The sequence below is a fragment of the Nocardia flavorosea genome (assembly GCF_015477805.1).
In the GTDB taxonomy this organism is placed as follows: Bacteria; Actinomycetota; Actinomycetes; order Mycobacteriales; family Mycobacteriaceae; genus Nocardia; species Nocardia flavorosea_A.
The window spans coordinates 77681-98241 of sequence record NZ_JADLQL010000008.1 but is presented as its reverse complement, the minus strand read 5'-3'; the positions used below and the strand labels follow the sequence as shown (position 1 = coordinate 98241).

Sequence of the window (20561 nt, the reverse complement as noted above, 5' to 3'; positions counted from 1 at the left end):
ATCCGTCAGCCGGATCAGGGAAGCTCGCTTTCACAGCCGGCGCGCCGCCGTGCCGGGACTCCGCCACTCCCTAGAAGTTGTCGCCGCCTCGATCATTGGGAAACGCCTGCCCGCAACCACGGCCGGAGCAGGTTCTCCTCGGTGGACGGACCCGGCTCCCATTCGGCGATCCACGGGCCGGTGCCTTCGCTCTGGTCGAGTACTCCCTCTTCCAGCCATCGGTAGCGTCCGTCGAACACATTGCGGGCCGTGCGCACGTCTTCGTCATCGGTGTTGTCCCACAGCGCATCGAACAGCTCCCGCACCCGGATTCCGGCCTGTAGGCAGAAGATATCGGCCAGTTCCTCGGCGGCTTCGCCTTCCGGCGCGCCGTGTGCGCGCTCGGCCTGCGCGCGCACGCAGACTGCCGACATCGCGAACAGCTCGGCGCCGATATCGACGAGTCGACCCAGGAACATCTGCCGGTATTCCAGCTTGGCCTGCCAGCGCGCCATGCCGTACACCAGTGCGCGGGCCTGTTTGCGGGCCATGCGCTCGACGAACCGCAGGTGTTGTGCCAGCGGCCCGAACTCCGTGAACGCGGCCGGCATCGTGCCGGAGCCGAGGGTCAGCTGCGGGAACCATTTGGCGTAGAAGCCGCCGGCGCCCACCGCGGCCTTGGCTTTCTCCTTGAACTCCGCGTGCCGGTCGACGAGTGCGCCGGCGGCGGACATATGCGCGTCGGCCATTTCCCGGGCGATGAGCAGCCGCATGATCTCGCTGGAGCCTTCGAAGATCCGGTTGATCCGCAGATCGCGGACCAGTTGCTCGGCGCCGACCGCGCGTTCGCCCCGTGCTCGTAGCGAGGCCGCTGTCTCGTAGCCGCGGCCGCCGCGGATCTGCAGGAGTTCGTCGGCGATCCGGCAGCTCATTTCCGAAGACCAGAGCTTGGCGAGCGCTGCCTCGATGCGGATATCGTTGCGGTTCTCGTCGCACATGGTGGCCGAGAGGTCGAGTACGGCTTCCAGGGCGTAGGTGGTCGCGGCGATATAGGAGACCTTGGCCGATACCGCGGCATGCTCGCCGACGGGGCGTCCCCACTGGACGCGCGCGGTACTCCATTCGCGGGCGATCTTCAGCGACCATTTGGCTGCCGCGGTGCACAGTGCCGGAATCGCGAGCCGGCCGGCATTGAGGGTGGTCAGGGCGATTTTCAACCCGTCGCCTTCGCGGCCGATCAGGTTCTCGCGCGGCACCCGGACGTTGTACATGCGGGTGACGCCGTTCTCGAGACCGCGCAGCCCCATGAACGCGTTGCGCCGCTCCACGGTGATGCCCGGGCTGCCGGCTTCGACGACGAAGGCGGAGATACCGCCGCGATGCCCTTCGCTCTCCGGTACCCGGGCCATCACCACCAGCAGTTCCGCGACCACACCGTTGGTGGTCCACAGTTTGACGCCGTTCAGCTCGTAGGCGGTGCCGTCGGCGGTGGGGGTGGCGGTGCTGGCCATCCGGGCCGGATCCGAGCCGACATCGGGTTCGGTGAGCAGGAACGCGCTGATCGCGCCCTGCGCGCAACGCGGTAGGAAATGTTGCTTCTGCTCGGAGGTGCCCGCCAGTTTCAGCGGTTCGGGGACACCGATCGACTGGTGCGCCGACAACAGCGCGCCCAGGCTGGGGTGGACCGAACCGGTGAGCATGAGGGCCTTGTTGTAGCCGACCTGCGAAAGCCCCTGGCCACCGTATTCGCGGGGAATCTTCAGGCCGAAGCAGCCGAGCCGGGCCAGGCCCTGCACATACTGCTCCGGTATACGGCCCTGCTCCTCGATCACGCTGCCGTCGAGGGTTTCGCAGTAGGCCCGGAGTCGGGACAGGTACGCTTCGGTCTCGGCCGTTTCTTCCGCGCTGGGGCGCGGAAAGGGGTGGATCAGGTCCACCCGGAAGCGGCCGAGGAACAGTTCCTTGGCGAAGGACGGTTTGGACCAGGTGGCCTCGCGGGATTCCTCGACCAGCTGCCGGGCCTGTTCCTCGGTGGCGTCGACTTTCGCATTGGTGCTCATACTGCCTCCTCGGAGGTGATGGCGGTCTCAACCGAGTGTAGGGGGGTTTGGTTACCGGCCGGTAGACCCGAACTTTGACGCCACGGGCCTGCTCACGGCTGATCCGGCCGGAATGAGGCCGCCCGAGGCAACAGGTGAGCTACCGGTTCTCGACTGTCCGGGCAAGGATGCCGAGGGGCCCGGAGTCATATTTACGAAAGAACGGGAGGCGACCAGCCGGTCAGGGGAGTGGGCCTGCTGCCGGCCGGTGTCGATACGTCGGCACCTGCCCGAGATCTGCTGCGTCGCCTCCGGCGCCGGCACCGCAGCGGGCTCGGGCGAGGATTCCGCGTGGCCCGCCGAGTTCAGGGGTTGTCGGTAGCAGGCGGAGTCGATTCCAGCCGGCCCAGCGGGTGATCCGCGGCGAGGAATTCTTGTGCTGCTTTCCAGCCGCTGCCGTCGATACCGAGTGCGTGCCGCAGGTAGGCGGTGGTGACCTGCTGGATCAGCTCGACGCGGGCCGGGTGCTCGTCGGTGGTCTCCGCAGCCCGGTAGCCGGAGATACCGCCGAGGAAGTGTTCCGCTCCGAACAGGGTGAGCAGGCTTTTGTCGCCGGGGCTCAGGGTGTAGGGGTCGGTCGTCCAGTCGGGTCCGCGCATGGTCAGCGGGTAGTTGTCGGCGTCGCCGGCGACCACGAGTGCGGGCGTGGTCATACCTGAGAAGTCCTGGTCCGACAGCCACGGCGCGTGCTCGAGCGCGAAGGGCGTCAGGCTTTCGCCGCCTTCGCCTGCCGTCGCCAGCAGCACGCCCGCGGTGATTCGGGAGTCGCGGAGGTCTTCGACCCGCCCGGTGCTCGGGTCACGGACCCGCAGGCCCAGCAGCATGCCTGCCGTCTGACCGCCGAACGAATGGCCGGCGGCGGCGATACGGGTTCGGTCCGGGCGTCCGGTAAGCCCGGGAACAGCAGCCTCCAGCACATCGAGGTTGTCGAGGATGCGCACCATATCGTCGACGCGGAACCGCCAATGATGGGGCCGACGGGGATCGTCGGCAATGAAGGGAAGCGTTTTCGAGTCGAGATGGGTGGGCTGGAGCACGACGAAACCGTGGGCGGCCCAATGGTCGGCGAGCGGACCGTACCCGTCCAGCGATGAGCCGTAGCCGTGGGAGAGCAGGATTATCGGCAGATCCCGGCCGGTCACGGGCGCGGACACCCGGACTTGCAGGTCGTGACCCCGATCCGGGGCAGACAGGACGATCGGCTTCACCGAGACGATCGGGGTGGCGACGGGGCCGGGAATCCCGGAGGCCGGGATATTCGGGGTTGTCATGGCGGCGCGCTTCTTTCGATCCTCGGGGCTCGGCACGAGCCCACGCTGAACCTACGCGGCGCCGAAACACTCGGCAGACCGGGTCACCGGAAGGCCGTCGAGCCGGTGAGCGCCTTGCCGATGGTCAGTTGGTGGACCTCGGAGGTGCCTTCGTAGGTGAGCACGGATTCGAGGTTGTTGGCGTGCCGGATCACCGGATATTCGAGAGTGATGCCGTTGGCTCCCAGGATGGTCCGGCATTCGCGGGCGATCGCGAGGGCTTCGCGCACATTGTTCAGCTTGCCGGTGCTGACCTGTTCCGCAGTGATGTCGCCGCGGTCCTTGAGCCGGCCGAGGTGGTAGGCGAGCAGATGCCCTTTACCCAGTTCCAGCGCCATATCCGCGAGCTTGGCCTGCGTCAGCTGGTAGGCGGCGAGCGGTTTGTCGAAAACCTCCCGGGTCTGCGCGTACTCGATGGCGATTTCGAGACAATCGCGGGCGGCGCCCAGCGCGCCGAAGATGATTCCGAACCGGGCCTCGCCGAGGCTGGTGAGGGGGCCGCGCAGGCCGCGGGCGTGGGGGAGTACGGCGGTATCGGGCAGCCGGACATCGTCGAGGACGAGTTCGGAGGTGACCGAGGCGCGCAGCGACATCTTCGCCCGGATCTCGGAGGTGGAGAATCCGGGAGTGTCGGTGGGGACGACGAAGCCACGGATACCGTCATCGGTCTGGGCCCAGACCACCGCGACATCGGCGATCGAGCCATTGGTGATCCACATCTTCGTTCCGTTGAGCACCCAATCCCGGCCGTCGCGGGTGGCGCGGGTGCGCATCCCGGCCGGGTCGGAGCCGTGATCGGGTTCGGTGAGTCCGAAGCAGCCGATCGCCCGGCCGGCGGCCATCGGCGGCAGCCACTGCTGTTTCTGTTCCTCGCTACCCCAACGGTGGATCGAGAACATGGCCAGCGAGCCCTGCACCGATACGAGACTCCGGATACCGGAGTCGACGGCCTCGAGTTCGAGACAGGCCAGACCGTAGGCGGTGGCGCTCATACCGGCGCAGTCGTATCCGTCCAGGTGCATACCGAGCACCCCCAGCGACCCGAGTTCGACGGCCAGTTCACGCGCCGGGAGCTGTCCGTCCTCGAACCATTCGGCGATATGCGGCCGGATGCGCTCGGCGGCGAACTCGCGCACGGTGGTCCTGATCTCGATTTCCTCGGGCGTGAGCAGCGAGTCGAGGGCGAACAGCTGGGACAGCGACTGGGACATGCGGCCTCCGTCGGGGTGGGCGCTGTGGCAAGCGGGCTGCCGCAGCGATCGCGAGCGTGTGCTCACCTACGCTAGCCGTCACCTACCGCCGAGGATCCCGGTGGCGGTGCGGGCGGCACTCATCACCGCATCGGCCCATTCCCGGCACTGCGCGACCGTGGCGTCCGGGCGATTGGGGACGAGGCTCAAGGTGTAGCGCTGGGTGCCGTGCCGATCGAAGACGGGAGTGTTGATCGTGGCGACCGGCACGATTGCGCTGTCGTCGCCGGGAAGCGCGGTGAGGAACTCCGACCAGTCCGCGGGCGGGAGATGCTGCCGGAGCGCTTCGATTATCCGGGGCGACATACCCGAGGACAGCAGGGCGGCCAGGGCGATGTTCGACGAGGTGTTCGTGGTGAGCTGCTGGATGAGGTAGCCGTGCCGGCGCCCGCTGTCGATGATCGAACGGACGCGGTCTCTGCCTGCGGCCAGCGGGATCAGGGGGGTGCGATCGAACCAGGCGTCGACGACATCGTCGCGTTCCCAGGCGATGTTCACCAGGCCGAGCGGCGGCGCGAGCGGGCTTCTTTCGGTGGCGAGGTCGCGGTGGTCGCCGGGGAGGTCGATACCGAGTTGGTCGAGAACGATGATCTGCCCCCGGTGAGTCGTGCTCAGGACACAGCCCACGCCGGTCTGTCCGTGGAGTTCGGTCAGCACGGGCCGGACCAGATCGAGTTCGGCGAGCCCGGTTTCGGCCGCCGCGCCCAGGCGGAGCAGAGCCGGTCCGAGGCCGTAGGTCTTCGCGTGGTCGCGGGTGAGGAAATCCGCGTCCGTCAGTGCGGTCAGGATGCCGAGGCAGGTGGGTTTGTTCAGCCCGAGCCGGTCCGCGATCTGGGTCAGGGTGAGGCGCTCGTGGGGTGTGTCGGCGAGTAGTTCGAGGATCTGGACGACCCGCTCGGTCGGCGGTGATTTCCGCTCAACGGGACCACTCGTTGTTGCGCTGCGATCGGCCTGCTTAGGATCACCCGGCCGATTGTAATCCGACATTCATATTTTGTAACACAGCGGCGGTGATCCGATTGTCCCTGTGCAGTCCACGCCCATCCAGCCACCACCCGGAGACGAACGATATGCGCACGAAACTCGAAGGCTCGCGGCACACAAGCGCGACGCGACGCGACGCCCCCGCGGGGCCGCTGACGGGCCGCAAGCTGGTGTCACTCGCAGCGATGGGGGTCGCGATCGGGCTGGCAGCCGTCACCGGGTGCACCGCCGAACCAGGCGACCCGTCATCGCAGGACAACGCGATCGCGGCCGAGATGCCGCCGAAGAACCCCTGGCTGACCGACTCCGAATACCCGATCACCCACTTCGATTCGGCCGCGTCGGATTCCACCTCGGCGGTGGGGCCCACCGTGGCCGAACAGCTGGCCGAATCGGATGTGCGATCCGTCCCGACGACGTATTCGTCCAACCCGACGATCAAATACAGCGGTGACGACCGGATCGTCTTCGCGCCCACGATGTACGGCATCCAGAAGATCTTCGCGACCGGCGACGAATTCGAGCCCGTCGATTTCCTGCCCTATCCGGGCGCCGAGCCGCCATCGACGAAGGACCTCGACGCGCTGCTCACGAAAACGGACGCGGCGGTGGCAGCGGGTGACGACGCCGCCCTCTCCGCGCTCGGCCGGGATGCCGAGGCGACCGGGATCACCTACGGGAAGATCTCGAACGGCGCCTACAACATGATCGACAAGGACGGGTTCCACTACTCGGTCATCGAGGGTATGCGAATCCTGAAAACGACCGACGACGGCGATCCGCACGGCCCGATGCGGTTCGAGAAAGTGGTGGAACTGCAGAAAGCTCCGCTGCCCGCGGGCACTTCACCCGAAGCCGCCGCGGCCGTGCACGGACCGACGACGAGCATCGTGGCGCTGGGAATGACCTACGACGGTCATATCGTCGCCGGCTCGCACGCGGCCCTGTTCCTGCTGAACCGGGATCTGGACGTGGTCGGGGTGCTCCCGTTCACCGACGAGAAACTCGAGAACAACTTCGCGATCGACGAAACCGGTATCTATGCGGTGACCTCGCGCCGGATGTTGAAGGTGGTCTGGACCGGATCGGCCCTCTCGATCGATGAGAAGGACGGCGGCTGGGCGGCCGACTACGAAACCTCCGACCCCGCCGTCGCCACCGCGGCCGGTTCGCTGACCCGGTCCGGCGGATCGGGGACCACGCCGACCCTCATGGGTTTCGGCCCCGACGACGACAAACTGGTGATCATCTCCGACGCCAGTGCCACCGGCCCGAGCCTGGTCGCGTTCTGGCGCGACGAGATTCCCGCCGGCGACGACGACCGGATCGCGGGCACGGCCAAGGTGGACGTTTCGAAAGTCACCCTCGAGCTGTCACCGACCGTCCTCGGCCAGGACGTCCTGGCCACCACCACCGCATATCCCGAGCCCGCCCGGAATGTCTGGGCGAACACCTTCGCACCCGGCACCACCCGCGCGGCCCCGCACGGCATGCAGAAATTCCACTGGAACAGCACGGAACGGAAGTTCGACCGGGTATGGACCAATACCGAAGTGGACAACAGCGATATCACCGTTGCCTCGGTCTCGTCCGCGACCGGGTTGCTCTACGCGGCGAGTAAGAACGAGGGACGATACGAGTACCTCGGTATCGACTGGGCAACCGGTGAAACCGTAGCCCGCTGGCCGTTCCCGGACGACAGCCGCAAATGGAACCTGTTCGGCGGCATGATCACTCCGATGGGTGACGGCCAGTTCCTGTCCGGCGGGATGTTCTCGATCAAACGGGTGTTCGCCGGATGATCCGAGATCGAAGCACCCGCCGGGAGTCCGGTAACAGCGAGCCCACCAACCTGAGCCGAGGACGGAAATCATGACCTATTCAGGAAAATCAGTGCTGATCACCGGCGCTGCCTCGGGAATCGGATACGCCACAGCGGAATTGTTCGCCCGCAACGGCGCCGATATCGTCGCCGCCGATATCGACGAAGACGGACTGCAGGCTGCCACGCGCGCATTGGCGGCCGAAGGGCCGGGCGAAGTCTTCGCCGTGCCGTGCGACACCGCGGACCCGGATTCGTGCACGCACCTCGTCGAACGCGCGGTGGACCAGCTCGGCAAACTGGATATCGTGTGCAATATCGCGGGAGTTCTCGGCAACGGGCCGACCGAGGACCTTCCTGATGCCACCTGGCAGAAAGTACTGGCAGTCAACCTCAACGGCCCGTTCTACATCAGCAAACGCGTGATCCCCCATCTCCTCGAAACCGGGGGAAGCATCGTGAATGTGGCCTCCACCGCCGGTCTGATCGGGGTTCCCTACGGTGCCGCCTACAGCGCTTCCAAAGCGGGCGTCATCGGACTGACGAAGGCACTCGCGGCCGAGTACTCGCGCCGCGGTGTCCGAGTGAACGCGGTATGCCCCGGGCATGTGCTCACCCCCATGACCGCCGGTGGGGGCGGGTTCGGGCCCGACGTCGACGCCGATCTCCTCGGCCGCCTTGCACCGCTGACCGGAAAGGGATCTCGACCAGGCGAGATCGCGGCGGCAATCGCCTTCCTCACCGCCGACACAGCCCGCAATACGACCGGGGCCGTCCTGACAATCGACGGTGGTCAGACGGTCATCTGAGCGGTTCCGGGTGCTGCGCCGGTGCCGTCTCGGCCACAGGCCGAGACGCTGCGGAGTCGAGGGGGTTCGGCTCGCCACCACAATCTCTGCGCCTGCGCAGGCGACGCCCTCGGCCGGCGCGAGCCCGATACTGCGGGTTCCGCCGGTGATGACCGCGGTAACGTGGCAACCGGTGGGCCCCAACGGTCGTGCGGCCGGTAGGGGTCAGCGATCGGTGACGGTATCGAGGCAGGTGGCGGCGGCGGGGAGCTCGTCGGCGAGGAAGACCGTCTGGGCCATCATCTTGTAGCCCGACATCTGTTCGCGGAAGACCTCGATGGATTCCTCCGGGTGCACCGAATCGATCACCGCGTGCGGGCCGATCGCGTTGAACTGGTGGCTCACTCCACGCGGGATCTGCATATCCACGAAGGAACAGGGCGGCACGATCAGGTTGTAGCGGGTGCGGTGCACACCGGCGGGGGCGTCGGGCAGATCGTCTTCGAAGGTGGCCGGGCGGAACGGTGTGACGCCGGGGATATCGGTGATCTCGAACGGCGAGAGGCTTCCGACCCGGATGCGGGTCTCGGGACCGGTCATCATTCGCACGAAACGCAGCCCGGTGTGCAGGTGCATCCGCGAGCAGATATCGCGTTCGGCGACATCGTAGAAGTCCATGATGTAGCGGTCGGCGAAGAAGCCGTCGAACGGTTTCTCGATCATGTACACATCGCCCTCCTCGAAAGTCTGGGAGCGGACGATGCCGTCGGAGTCCGGGACCGTCGCCGCCCGGCTCTGTTTGGCGCGGGTGACGATATCGGCGAAGGCGTTCACCACAGCCAGCGCGACCTGCTCCTCGAACTGCGCGACCGGGGTGACGGCATTGCGGCCCGCATCCCGGAACGCGCCGACATCGTGGATCTCGTTGTCGGCGTCGGCCTGCTGTTTGAGCGGGGGCGGGGTGTGCGGTGCGGACATCGGTGCGGGCTCCTGATTTCGAACAGTGACGGGAAACGGCGCGGCAAGGTTCAGGGGCCCACCTCGAAGGAACGCAACCACAGCTCGAGAGTGAGGACCAGCCACAGCTTGCCGCCGTGGCGCGGCAGCAGGGAGCCGTCACCGCGCAGCCAGGCGCGCAGCGTATCGGCGCGGAACAGATCGCGGGCCCGCGCGCTCGGACCGAAGAGCAGATCGTTGCCCAGTTCGGCGAGCGGGCCGGTGAGCCACTGCTGCACCGGCACTCGCATTCCGCTTTTCGGCCGGTCCACGATGGTCGCGGGCAGCAGATCGCGGACGGCTTCCTTCAGGATCCACTTCTCCGTGGTACCGGCAAGTTTCAGGTTCGGTGGTATCCGGAACGAGTAGTCGATGACGTCGCGATCGAACAGCGGGGCGCGCCCCTCCACTGCGCTGGCGGCGGTGAGCCGCTCCACTTTGGTGAGGATATGGTGCGCACCTTTGGTGCGCAGGTTGGTGTGCAGGAGCTGGTTGAGCAGGGCGGTCATCCGGCCCTGCCGCAGATACGGGGTCAGGACATCGGTCAGCGGTGGGGCGTCCGCCAATTCGGCGAGCACCCCGGGGGTGAGCAGGACGGGCAGGTCGCCGTGGCATTTGCGGTAGCTGTCGAGATACGCGCGGGCGCGGGCGCCGGGGCCGGGGTCGTCGCGGAACAGTTCGAAGATCAGCATCGGCAGGTTCTTCGGGCCACCGAAAACCGGGTCCCCGCCCTCACCGTTGAGGATGGTGCCGGCGCCGTCGGCCGCGGCGGCCTCGGCCAGCAGCAGATTCGGCACGGTGAGCGGATCACCGACCGGGCAGTCGAGCAGGGCGACGGTATGCGCCAGGCGGTCGGCGACGGCGGTTCCGGGCACGGTGAGAACCCGGTGCGTGGTGTGACAGTGCGTCGCGACGAGGCCGGAGTAGGCGAGCTCGTTCGGGGTGGTGCCGTCGAAACCGATCGAATACGACCGCACCGGATGCTCGTGCAGCTTTGTGGCCAGGGCCGTGACCAGGCTGCTGTCGATACCACCGGACAGCAGGACCGCGACCGGCTCCCCGGCCGGTAAGCGGCGGGCGGTCGCGCTTTCGAGCAGTTCCCGCAACCGCTGCGCGTGTTCGCGCGCGGGCCGGTCTTCGATGTGTTCGGCCGGTTCCCAGAAGATCTCTTCCGCGGCCGAACCGTCGGTGCGCAACCGCAGACACCGGCCCGGCAGTACCTCGTGGATACCGCGTAGGAGGGTTTCGGAACCGGGCAGGTAGGCGAAGGTGAGGAACGAGCGCACCGCGGGCAGATGTAGCCCGGTGCCGAGTTCGGGCCAGCGCCGCAGCGCGCGTAAGGAGGTCGCCGCCGCCCAATGACCGCGGGCGCGGGCATGGAACACAGTGCGGGCGCCGACGTGGTCGCGGATGAGCACCAGATCGGCGCCCTCGGCAATCGCCAGGGCGAACATGCCGTCGGCCGCGGCCGGACCCGCTGTCCCGAAACGGGCGTAGCAGGCCAGCAGCAGTACACCGTCGGCGCAATCCGGTGGCGGGGCGTCCGATCCCAGGCGCCGGCGCAATTCCGCGGCATTGAACAGGGTGACCTCCCCGATCGCTGTCAGCTCACCCCAGGTGAACGGTCCCGCGGCCCGGCCGGGTTCGTCGGGCAGCAGCCCGAAGGCGGTACTGCCCGCCACCGAAACCGGATCGCCGCCGACCGCGCGTATCTGCGCGGCCGGATCGTGCTCTGTCAGGACGGCACACCATCGGGTCACTGCTGCTCCTCAGCCGAAATCGCTGTCGGTATCGGCGTCGCCACCCCATTCGCCGTATTCGCCGGAGCCGCCGGTGGCTGCTGCCGGGTCCTCTTCGGCGGCGAGGCGTAGTTCGTCTTCCTGCTCGGGGGTCAGCGAATCCGGCGGCGCGATCAGGCTGCCCACCAGCACCGCACCCGCCGCGGCGGCGAGCAGACCGCCGAGCCGGCCACCGAACCACGAACGATTGGCGGTGAGTGTGCCGTCGCCCCACAGGGTCCGCCCGTAACCCGCTTCGCGCCCGTAGACGATGCGGCCGTCGCCGTAGGTGCGTTTGATCAGGTGCCGGCCCAGCGGTTCATCGGTGCCGGTGGCGCCGCTGTCGTCGCGCCACGACACCACTGCGTCCGGTCCGCGGGAGCGCCATTCCTGGCGGCCGTCGGAATACCGGCGGTGTACGGTCCGGTCGGCCAGCAACTCGTCGGTGTAGGTGATCTCGCGGCGCTCGTGCATGCTCGGCTCCTTCATGAGGCGGGCCAGGTGAGGAAGCCCGTCCGCCGGGCGCGGCGGATATCGATCAGGGGGCTGCCGGTCCGGTGCACATCGCGGACCAGCCGATGCACGCTGCGCAGCAGTACCGCGGGATTCACCGATTCCACCTCCACGGCGCGGCTCCCGGACATATGTGTGAGGTGAAGCGGTGCGGTCTGCGCCGGGCGCAGACCGATCGGCACGATACCGACCCCGTCCGGGATATCGGTCAGGGCGGGTAAACGCTCCGGGAAGACGAGTCCGGCCGGGCTCGCGTCGTGCAGTACGTAGACGGTGCCGTGCGCGCGGGCGAGCATCGCCGTGATCCCCGGCGCGAGCGGTAGATCCGCCGCGCTCACCACCGGGCACGCCGACTCCATCGGTATCCCGTTGGCGCGCAACATGGCCGCGACCGCCGCGGAACCGCAGATCAGCAGTCGCGGCAGGCCGTAATCGAACAGATCCCGTTCGGGGGTGTGCGCACCGGCGGTCGCCGGGCGGGGACGAGGCGGGCCGAGCAGTCCGGGTACTTCGCCGATCCGGTCGAGGGCGGCCCGGAAAGCGCGATACGACACCACCGGCGGCACCGTGAATGCGAGCCGGCGCGGTAGCCGGTGCACCGGCAGTACGGTGCGGCACACCTCGTAGTACAGCTGTCGTTCGGTGAACAGCAGCCCGTTCGGCGCCGCGGCCCGCCGGGCGGCGAGACGTAGCACACGGTCGAACGGCCCGGCCCTCATGCCGCCGGCCACGTCAGGAAGCCGGTACGCCTCGCGGCGCGCCGTTCGGCATCGGTTTCGTCCTCGTACCTCTCGGCTGCCCGGGTGACCACCGCGAGCAGCCGCGCCGGTGGAATCGCCGCGATCGGCGACCACCATCCGGCCGCGAGCCAGTCGATCTCCCGCTGAGTGAGCCCCACGGTGTGCAGGAAGGAGATACGGTCGGCGGCCGGTGGTCGTTCGTGCAGCCGGATGGCGGATTCGTTGTCCATCACCGCGCGGGGGGCGAGACCGAGGATCCGCACCCGTTGGCCGAGAGTGAGCCGGGCGGCCTTCGCGGTGGCGAATCCCTGCAGGCTCGCATCGTGCAGCAACAGCACCGGGACTCCGGCCGGCGCGTTCTCGATCCGGTCGGCCAGCGCCATATCGAACGCCTGCGGTATCCGGTTGGCCGCCAGGCAGGCCCGCACACTCGGGTCGGCGCAGACCAGGGCGAACCGCGGCTGCTCGACCACCGGAATCGAAACCTGCTGTTCGTCGAGTACGCCCGGCGGGAATTCGCCGTAGACGCCGACCCAGCGGTCGAGCACATCGGTCCGGAACCCGTACGCGGTCACCGGCATCGCGATCCGGGTGCGCTGCCGGAACAGCGGCCGGCAGGCGTAGATCACCACCAGTCCCGCCGCCAGGACGAACACACCGGCCAGAATCACTTTCCAGAAAGCGAAAGGCCCGCTCCATCCCTGGATACCGCTGATCAGGCACAGGATGTAGGTCGTTGTGACAACGAGGACTACCCAGGCGCCGGCCGTACCACCGGCATAGCGGTCCAGTTCGGGCAGCCGCCGCCGAGCCGCCGCGTACCGGAGTTGCGTCACGGTTGCCGACAGACCGCGACCGGCCGCCAGGCGTTCGGTGAGCGAACGCAACCGCAGATCGTGCAGGCCCAGTGGCTCTTCCTTGGGGTCGAGGGCGAACTTCCGCTCGCATTTCGAGCAGCGGTGATCGGTGCGTTCCCGACGCAGCAGATTTTCGCGGCAATGCGGACAGATCATGGTCCGTCCTCCCTCCGGCGCACGCACCTGCAGGTCGCGCCTTATTCTCGCGGCAGGTCGAAATGACCGCTGTTCAACATTTAGCACGGAATTGCGAACACTTCGTGACCGATGTGGCCGTGCTCGTCCCAACGGGACAGGAACGTGTTCTTGCGGAGCGCGCCGGCCGTGCCCGATGCTGGGGCTATGGATATCGGGATCGCGTTACCCACCATGTGCCGGGGCTACGACCGGGCGGCCACCGTCGAATGGTCGCGGCTCGCCGACCAGGGCCCGGTATCCAGCATTTCGTGCGGTGAACGGATGGCCTTCCACAATCCCGAGATGTGGACCACCCTGGCGGCCGCGGCCGCGGTGACCGAACGGGTGCGGATCTTCGCGAATCTCTCGGTGGTGCCGGCCCATCCGGTGGCGCTGGTGGCCAAACAGGCCGCGACGCTCGACGTCCTGTCCGAGGGCCGCTTCACCCTCGGGGTCGGCGTCGGCGGCCGGGGCGGCGACTACCACAGTCTCGCGGCCGATTCCGGACGCCGTCACGAACGGCTCGATCGGGCCGTCACCGAACTGCGGTCGCTGTGGGCGGGCGAGCCGCCGGTGGACGGTGCGGATCCCGTCGGACCACCGTGCGTCCAGCCCGGAGGCCCGCCGCTGCTCGCCGGTGCGCTCGGCCCCAAATCGCTGGCCCGCGCCGCACGATGGGCCGACGGAGTGGTGTCCTTCAGCGTGGGCGGGGTACCGGGGGAGATCGCCTGGTCCGCCGACGCCGCGCGCCGCGCCTGGGCCGACGCGGACCGCGGCACACCCCGGCTGGTGAGCGGCTGTTTCTATGCCCTGGGAATTCCGGACGCCCAGACCGTCCTGCACGGTTTCACCGCGGAGTACCTCGGGTTCCTCGGTTCGGGCAATGCCGCGGCGGCCGCATCGGCCATGAAGACCTACGACACCGATACGCTGCACCGGACGCTGGACGCGGCGCAAGCGGCCGGACTCGACGAATTCATCCTGGTCCCGGGCTCGCCCGATCGCGCCGTCCTCGACGCCACCCTGGAGCTCATCGCCGCCCGCTGAACCCGGATGCCGGCCGTGCACAGGTGATCGGGAATCCGCAGATCACGCCGCCGGCTGCGGTGGGCCACTGCGGCCCAGACGAAGCGAGCAGGGCGCGCGTGCCTGCGCTGCCCACCGCCGCCACGAGGACGATGAGCGCTCTGCGGTGCTCGGTGTGCGCGTTCAGGTCTACGGTGACGCCGGCCGTCCGGCCGGCCCGTGTTGTACCGGAGAAATAGCTACGACCTGCCACGATATCCATTGCGACTCGTGCGCGGCGCAGCACCGTATTTGCGGGGACCGGCCCTTCGGTGATGTCCTGCGGCGGTGACCCACCCACTTCTCGAACAGTTCACCCCGCGGAACCGGAAGCGGTTCCTCGCCGCCGCACTGGCGGTATCCGCCCTGTCGTTCAGCACGGCCTGTGATTCCGCACCGAGTACCACGGCGACCTCGCAACCCACGAGTGTCACCGCACCGGCGACCGCAACCCAGGCGTTCACGGATCTGGAGCAGACCCATGATGCGCGGCTGGGTGTTTTCGCCCTGGATACCGCCACCGGGCGCAGCGTCGCGTACCGCCCGGACGAACGGTTCCCGATGGCCTCCACCTTCAAGGGGCTGGCCTGCGGAGCCCTGCTGCACGCCCACCCGCTGTCGTCGGGGTTCTTCGATCAGGTGATCCACTATTCACGACAGGAACTCGTCGAATACTCGCCGGTCACCGAACAGCACGTCGATACCGGGATGACGGTCGCCGATCTCTGCCACGCGGCGATCACCGTCTCCGACAACACTGCCGGCAACCAGATTCTGAAACTCCTCGGCGGCCCCGCCGGGTTCACCGCGTTCCTGCGCTCGATCGGGGACGGCACCTCGCGACTGGACCGCTGGGAAACCGAACTCAACACCGCCGTTCCCGGTGATGAACGCGATACCACCACACCGTCCGCGCTGGCCGCCGGCTATCGCACCCTCGTCGTCGGCGATACGCTCCCCGAACCCGAACGCGAACAGCTGAAAACCTGGTTGATCGCCACCACTTCGGGGGCGGATCGCATCCGCGCCGGCCTGCCCGCCGACTGGACCGTCGGCCACAAGACCGGAACCCCCGCCTACGGCTCCGCCCTCGATGTCGCCATCGCCTGGCCGCCTGGCCGCGCGCCGCTCGTCATCGCCGTGCTCAGCACCAAATCCGAACAGGACGCCGAACCCGACAGCTCCCTGCTGGCCGCCGCAACCCGCGCAGCCATAGCGGAACTCGGTGTCGGCGACCCCGGCTGAGGCAAGCAAGTCCTGAGCCCGGAAATGGCGCGCCCGGGCCTGGACGAGATCCGGCGGGAAAGCCAGAGTGCGCGGATGGAACCCCGAGCCGGCTGCGGCTGGGGCGGAACACGACTCGATATGGGGCGGTCGGCCACGAAGCGGGCGGCGAGGATTTCGCCGGTGCGCCGATCCGGGTGACCCCGATACGCGGGCACAGGTTTTCACTCCTCTGCTGGGAATCGCTACGCAGTACCGATCCCCGGCAGAGGGGGTCCTATAGCACCTTGGCGTCGATGAGCAGGTTCCAGATCTCGCTCTGATCGACGATCTCGACGCCCAGTTTCTCCGCTTTGGCCAATTTGCTGTCGCCGACTCCGGCGCCGGTGATCAGCATGTCGGTATTCGCCGATACCGACGACGCGGCGGTCGCGCCCGCCTTCTCACACAGGCGCTGGAACGTCGGGCGGGCGACCTTCTCGCCGGAGCGCGGATCGCTGATGGCGCCGGTGATCACCACCGTTTTGCCTTCCAGGGGAGCGCCGGCTTCGACGACCGGGGGAAGGTCCTCTTCGCGGACGTCGAGGGAGACACCCGCCTCGCGCAGTCGTACCAGTTCCGGGCGCAGGCGGGTGAGGTGTTCGACCAGCGAGGCGGCGACCTTCGGGCCGATGTCCTCCACCGCCACGAGCCGTTCCTCGCCCGCGTCGGCGACCTCCTCCAGCGAACCGAAACCCGCTCGGGCCAGGCGCGCGGCGGTGCCGTCGGAAGCCATCGGGATCGCCAAGCCGATCAGTGCGCGGCGCAGCCCGACCGCACGGCTCGCGTCGATCGAATCGATCATGCGCGCGGCCGAAACCTCGCCGATACGGTCGAATTCGAGCAGGCGTTCCTTGGTGAGCCCGTAGAAATCCGACGGACGCTCCAGGATGCCGGCCTCGGCGAGACGTTCGATCCACACCTGCCCGAAGGCATCGATATCGGCTGCCGCACGTGACGCCCAGTGGATCAGCCTGCGCACCGTCTGCGCGGGACACGCGACATTGGTGCAGAACAGCTCCCGGCTGTTGCCCTGTTCGGTCACGGCCTGCCCGCACGACGGGCAGGCCGTCGGCGGCACGATCTCGCGTTCCGCTCCGGTGCGTTTCGCGGCGTCGAGCACACCCGCCACGAACGGGATCACATCGCCCGCCCGGCGGACCAGCACGGTGTCCCCGACCTTGATATCGCGGGCGCGGATCACCTCCTGGTTGGCCAGCGTCGCCTTCGTCACGGTGGTGCCGCCTACGAACACCGGTTCCAGCCAGGCGACGGGGACGATCTTGCCCGTTTTGCCGACATCCCAGACCACCTCGTTGAGCAGTGTGGTCTTCTCCTCGGCGGCGAACTTGAACGCCAGCGCGCCACGCGGGCTGGCGGATCGGGTACCGGCGGCCGCGTAGGCGCCGCGGTCGGCCAGTCGCAGTACCGCGCCGTCGATGTCGTAGTCCAGGTCGTTGCGGCCCTGCTCGATCGCGGTGATCGCCGCCCGGGCCTGCTCGGCGTCGGCGCAGATCCGCATCTGCGCGCCCGCGATCCCCAGGGCCCGCAGGCCCTGCTCCAGATCGGCTGCCGCGCCGCCGGCGGAGGTGTCGAGGTCGAAGCCGAAGAATTGCAGGCGGCGCTCGGCGACCGTGGCCGGGTCCTTCGCGCGCAGTGTGCCCGCCGCGGCGTTACGGGGATTGATCAGCGGTTTGTCCGGATGCGCGGTGTTGTAGGCGAGGAACGTCGAGCGCAGCATCACCGCTTCGCCACGCACCTCCACCAGGCCCGGGGCATCGATCCGCGCCGGAACGCCGTCGACGAGAGCGCGTACCAGCACGGTCACATCGTCGCCGGTGGTGCCGTCCCCGCGGGTCACCGCGCGGCGGAACCGCCCGTCCTCGTAGACCAGGGCCAACGACAAACCGTCCAGCTTCGGCATCACCACCACCGGCTGACCGGGGAAGCGATCGAAGAAAGCCGTCACCTGCTCGGCGGTGGTGGCCTTCTCGAGCGACAGCATCGGCCGCGAATGCCGGACCGGGGCGTGCAGCACCGCAGGTGCGCCGACCTGCTCCAACGGGTTCGGGTCGGGCGCGAGCTCGGGGTATGCCTCGATCAAGCCGCGCAGCTCGTCCTCGATCGTGTCGTACTCGGCGTCCGCGACCAGCGGTGAGCCCCGGTAGTAGGCATCGCGCAAGGCCACGATGCGGTCGGCGAGCTCTCGGATACGTTCCCCTGTTTCCACAGCTGTCGACGCTACCGACAACCACCGACACCTGGCGTAACGACATCACCGGCGGCCCCGGACGGGCACGTGGCCGAGAGGTCGCGACATCCGGCGCGAGGCGCGCTCCGCTCGATGAGTGCCGAACGGACGCGGCTCGAGCCTGGCGTGCGACTGTTCCGGCAGCGATGTACTGCACAGAGGTGTCCGCGTTCCACCGGCGGTACCCAGTGTCCTCGCTTGTTCCTTGTGGGCGGTCCTCCCGACGGGGGGTAGAATCTAGGCGTTCGCGCGGCGCACGCGACTGCGCGTGCTCATTTCGGGATCGGTCCATCGGAAACCCGAGCCGAGGTATCGCCCATGACAAAGTCGAGCAATACCGTCTCCGTCCGCGCCACCGGGGAGTCCGGGTGAACGCGGGGGCGTGGGCGACGGATCTGGGGTACGCGGCGGCCTGGCGCCTGGTGCGATTGCTGCCGCAGCGGTGGGCGGCCCGGCTGTTCCGGATCGCGGCCGATCGGGCGGCCCGCGGGGGGCCCGGAACAATTGCGCCGCAACCTCTCCCGCGTGCTCGGCACCACCCCTGCGGAGGTCCCCGGCGGCCTCGTCCGCGAGAGCCTGCGTTCCTACGCCAGGTACTGGTGCGAAGCGTTCCGGCTGCCGTCGATGGATCCGGTGCGGCTGGCCGAGACGATCGAAACCTCGGCCACCGGGATCGAGCATATTCACGACGCCGTCGGGCGTGGCAGGGGTGTCGTGCTCGCTCTGCCGCACAGCGGGAACTGGGACCTGGCCGGCGTGTGGGTGGTGCGGCGGCTGGGCACGCCGACCGTTGTGGCCGAACGGCTCGCCCCGGAGTCACTGTTCCAGCGGTTCGTCCGGTTCCGGGAAGATCTGGGATTCGAGATCATTCCGCTCACCGGTTCGCAGACGCCCCCCTTCGACCGATTGGCTGCCCGGCTCCGAGCGGGCCGGATCGTGGGCCTGCTGGGCGAACGCGACCTGTCCGGTGCCGGTGTAACGGTCGACTTCTTCGGTGAATCCGCCACCATGCCGGCCGGCCCGGCGAAGCTGGCGATCGAGACCGGCGCGCCCCTGCTGCCGGTGCACTGCTGGTTCACGCCCGGTGGCTGGGGGTTCGATATCGGCGCACCGGTCGACACCACCGGCGGCGTCGCCCCTACGACGCAGCGGCTGGCCGACAGGTTCGCCGCGGGGATCGCCGCCCACCCGGCCGATTGGCACATGCTGCAACCACTGTGGACAGCCGACTTCAGCGCCGATCGGAATGCCCGGATCGAGGCCCGGAGCGCCCGGTCACATTGATCTTCGTGCCGGGTCGGTACGACGGGATCAGTCACAACCCGCGCGAATACTCCACTCCGGCGGCCTGCGTGGCCAGTATCGGTGTGCTGCTGCATGCGGTGCTCGAACCGGCGGGAGTCGCCACGGCCGGAACGCTGCGGGCGCCGGTCGGCGGGGAACCGCTTTCGGTCACATCCGGTCTGCCGCGGCACGTGGTCGCAGTTCTCCGCTACGGTCCCAGGACGTCTGACGGATATCCGGCCGGCCCGGTCTGCCGGTCGAGTGGCAGGCGACCGCGTCACCGGTGAATTCGGTTGACCGGCACCTGCCGGACGTCCGAGGATGCCGGGATGCGCGTGGGTGTCGTGGGTCTGGGGATGGGGTTGCACCTGGCGAACTGGTGTCGCCGGCTGGGTATGGAAGTGGTGGCCGCCTGTGACCGCGATCCCGGGCGGCGTGCCGAAGCGCGGGACTTGCTGCCGGGCGCGGCGATGGTCGGCGAGTGGCCGGCCCTGCTGGACGAACGGCTCGACGCGGTGGTGCTGGCCAACGATTTCGACGAGCACGCCCCCTTGGCGATCGCATTTCTCGACGCGGGCGTTCACGTGCTCTCCGAATCCGCGGCCTGTGCGGACGAGCAGCAGGCGCGGGCACTACTCGCGGCCGAGCGGCGCTCCGCGGCCACCTACTCGTTCGCCGAGAACTACGTGTTCCACCCGCATATCCAGCTCGTGCGAGGCATCGTGGACGCCGGGGAAATCGGACGGGTCACCTTGGTCGAAGCGGATTACCTGCACGGGATGGCGCCGGACGCGGTTGCTGGGTTGATCGGCGATCCGGCGCATTGGCGTGGCCGGATCGAACCGACGGCGTATTGCACCCATACGCTCTCGCCTGTCCTCGCGCTCACCGGCGCGATGCCCACCGAGGTGGCGGCTTTCCCGGTCGACGCCGCCGATCCACGCCCTGCCGTGGTGATGCTGGTGCGCCTCGACACCGGGGGGCTGGCGATCACCCGGCACGGTTTCCTCCAGGGCGAACCGGACAGTCATTGGAGCTGGTTCGCGGCGCGCGGGACCGCGGGGCTCGCCGAATCGGTGCGGGCAGCCGGCGACCGGGCGTGGTCGGTGCGGGTACGTAAGGAGCCCTGGACCGACCCCGCGGGCACCGTTCGCGACGAGGAACGCGAGCCCGCGCCGCTGTTCCTCCCCGATGGGACCCGCGTCGAGCCGCGGGCGGAAGGCACTGTGCGGATCCTCGAAGGTTTCCGCGCGTGTGTCGAGGAGGGCCGCCCGCCGCTCGTCCCCGTGCTACCGGCCGTAGCCGCTTCGCTGGTCGGTGTCGCCGGGGCCCGCTCGCTACGGGAGAACTCGCGTCCGGTCCCGATGCCGGATCTCGCGGCCCGAAGCACCGGTTCGGTTTGATC

Annotated in this window: 15 protein-coding genes and 1 pseudogene; 6 read left to right on the top strand and 10 right to left on the bottom strand. The window is 68.5% G+C overall.

Features of this window, described 5'->3' with window-relative positions; translation table 11 throughout:
- Nucleotides 1–92: 92 nt before the first annotated feature.
- The 4 genes from IU448_RS28150 to IU448_RS28135 form a co-directional block, all read right to left on the bottom strand.
- On the bottom strand, nt 93–2039 hold the full coding sequence (locus IU448_RS28150; protein ID WP_195058756.1) for an acyl-CoA dehydrogenase family protein: 1947 nt from the start codon (nt 2037–2039) through the stop codon (nt 93–95).
- A 344-nt stretch (nt 2040–2383) separates the two neighbouring features.
- On the bottom strand, nt 2384–3349 hold the full coding sequence (locus tag IU448_RS28145) for an alpha/beta hydrolase family protein (RefSeq protein WP_195058755.1): 966 nt from the start codon (nt 3347–3349) through the stop codon (nt 2384–2386).
- Between the two features lie 83 nt (nt 3350–3432).
- On the bottom strand, nt 3433–4599 hold the full coding sequence (locus tag IU448_RS28140; RefSeq protein WP_195058754.1) for an acyl-CoA dehydrogenase family protein: 1167 nt from the start codon (nt 4597–4599) through the stop codon (nt 3433–3435).
- Between the two features lie 78 nt (nt 4600–4677).
- Nucleotides 4678–5625: an IclR family transcriptional regulator gene (locus IU448_RS28135; RefSeq protein WP_195058753.1), complete on the bottom strand. Its 948-nt coding sequence runs from the start codon at nt 5623–5625 to the stop codon at nt 4678–4680.
- A gap of 83 nt (nt 5626–5708) precedes the next feature.
- Between IU448_RS28135 and IU448_RS28130 the strand changes: the two genes are divergently transcribed.
- Both IU448_RS28130 and IU448_RS28125 read left to right on the top strand, forming a co-directional pair.
- On the top strand, nt 5709–7424 hold the full coding sequence (locus IU448_RS28130) for a hypothetical protein (protein WP_195058752.1): 1716 nt from the start codon (nt 5709–5711) through the stop codon (nt 7422–7424).
- Between the two features lie 70 nt (nt 7425–7494).
- Complete coding sequence (locus tag IU448_RS28125) at nt 7495–8253, top strand: SDR family NAD(P)-dependent oxidoreductase (RefSeq protein WP_195058751.1); 759 nt, start codon at nt 7495–7497, stop codon at nt 8251–8253.
- 204 nt (nt 8254–8457) lie between these two features.
- Here IU448_RS28125 and IU448_RS28120 read toward each other — a convergent pair whose 3' ends face one another.
- From IU448_RS28120 to IU448_RS28100, 5 genes are read right to left on the bottom strand one after another with little or no spacing between them, the layout of a single operon-like run.
- Nucleotides 8458–9210, bottom strand: a complete 753-nt coding sequence (locus IU448_RS28120; protein WP_195058750.1) for a hypothetical protein — start codon at nt 9208–9210, stop codon at nt 8458–8460.
- 50 nt (nt 9211–9260) lie between these two features.
- Nucleotides 9261–10988: an asparagine synthetase B family protein gene (locus tag IU448_RS28115; protein ID WP_195058749.1), complete on the bottom strand. Its 1728-nt coding sequence runs from the start codon at nt 10986–10988 to the stop codon at nt 9261–9263.
- A 9-nt stretch (nt 10989–10997) separates the two neighbouring features.
- A complete protein-coding gene (locus tag IU448_RS28110) occupies nt 10998–11480 on the bottom strand; it encodes a hypothetical protein (RefSeq protein ID WP_195058748.1) in 483 nt (160 codons plus the stop codon).
- A gap of 11 nt (nt 11481–11491) precedes the next feature.
- Nucleotides 11492–12238 (bottom strand): hypothetical protein, encoded by a 747-nt coding sequence (locus tag IU448_RS28105; protein WP_195058747.1) that lies wholly within the window; start codon nt 12236–12238, stop codon nt 11492–11494.
- Entirely contained in the window at nt 12235–13272 is a 1038-nt protein-coding gene (locus IU448_RS28100; RefSeq protein ID WP_195058746.1) for a hypothetical protein, read from the bottom strand. Before IU448_RS28100 ends, IU448_RS28105 begins: the two co-directional genes overlap by 4 nt.
- 186 nt (nt 13273–13458) lie before the next feature.
- On the opposite strand from IU448_RS28100, the gene IU448_RS28095 reads away from it, so the two are divergent.
- Complete coding sequence (locus IU448_RS28095; protein WP_195058745.1) at nt 13459–14340, top strand: LLM class flavin-dependent oxidoreductase; 882 nt, start codon at nt 13459–13461, stop codon at nt 14338–14340.
- A 306-nt stretch (nt 14341–14646) separates the two neighbouring features.
- Complete coding sequence (gene bla / locus IU448_RS28090) at nt 14647–15603, top strand: class A beta-lactamase (protein WP_195058744.1); 957 nt, start codon at nt 14647–14649, stop codon at nt 15601–15603.
- 256 nt (nt 15604–15859) lie between these two features.
- On the opposite strand, the gene ligA is transcribed toward bla, so the two are convergent.
- On the bottom strand, nt 15860–17851 hold the full coding sequence (gene ligA, locus IU448_RS28085; protein ID WP_195058743.1) for an NAD-dependent DNA ligase LigA: 1992 nt from the start codon (nt 17849–17851) through the stop codon (nt 15860–15862).
- A gap of 389 nt (nt 17852–18240) precedes the next feature.
- Between ligA and IU448_RS28080 the strand changes: the two are divergent.
- Together IU448_RS28080 and IU448_RS28075 are read left to right on the top strand one after the other, a co-directional pair.
- Nucleotides 18241–19156: pseudogene (locus tag IU448_RS28080) on the top strand (phosphatidylinositol mannoside acyltransferase).
- Between the two features lie 329 nt (nt 19157–19485).
- Nucleotides 19486–20559 (top strand): Gfo/Idh/MocA family protein, encoded by a 1074-nt coding sequence (locus IU448_RS28075; protein ID WP_195058742.1) that lies wholly within the window; start codon nt 19486–19488, stop codon nt 20557–20559.
- Nucleotides 20560–20561: the final 2 nt, after the last annotated feature.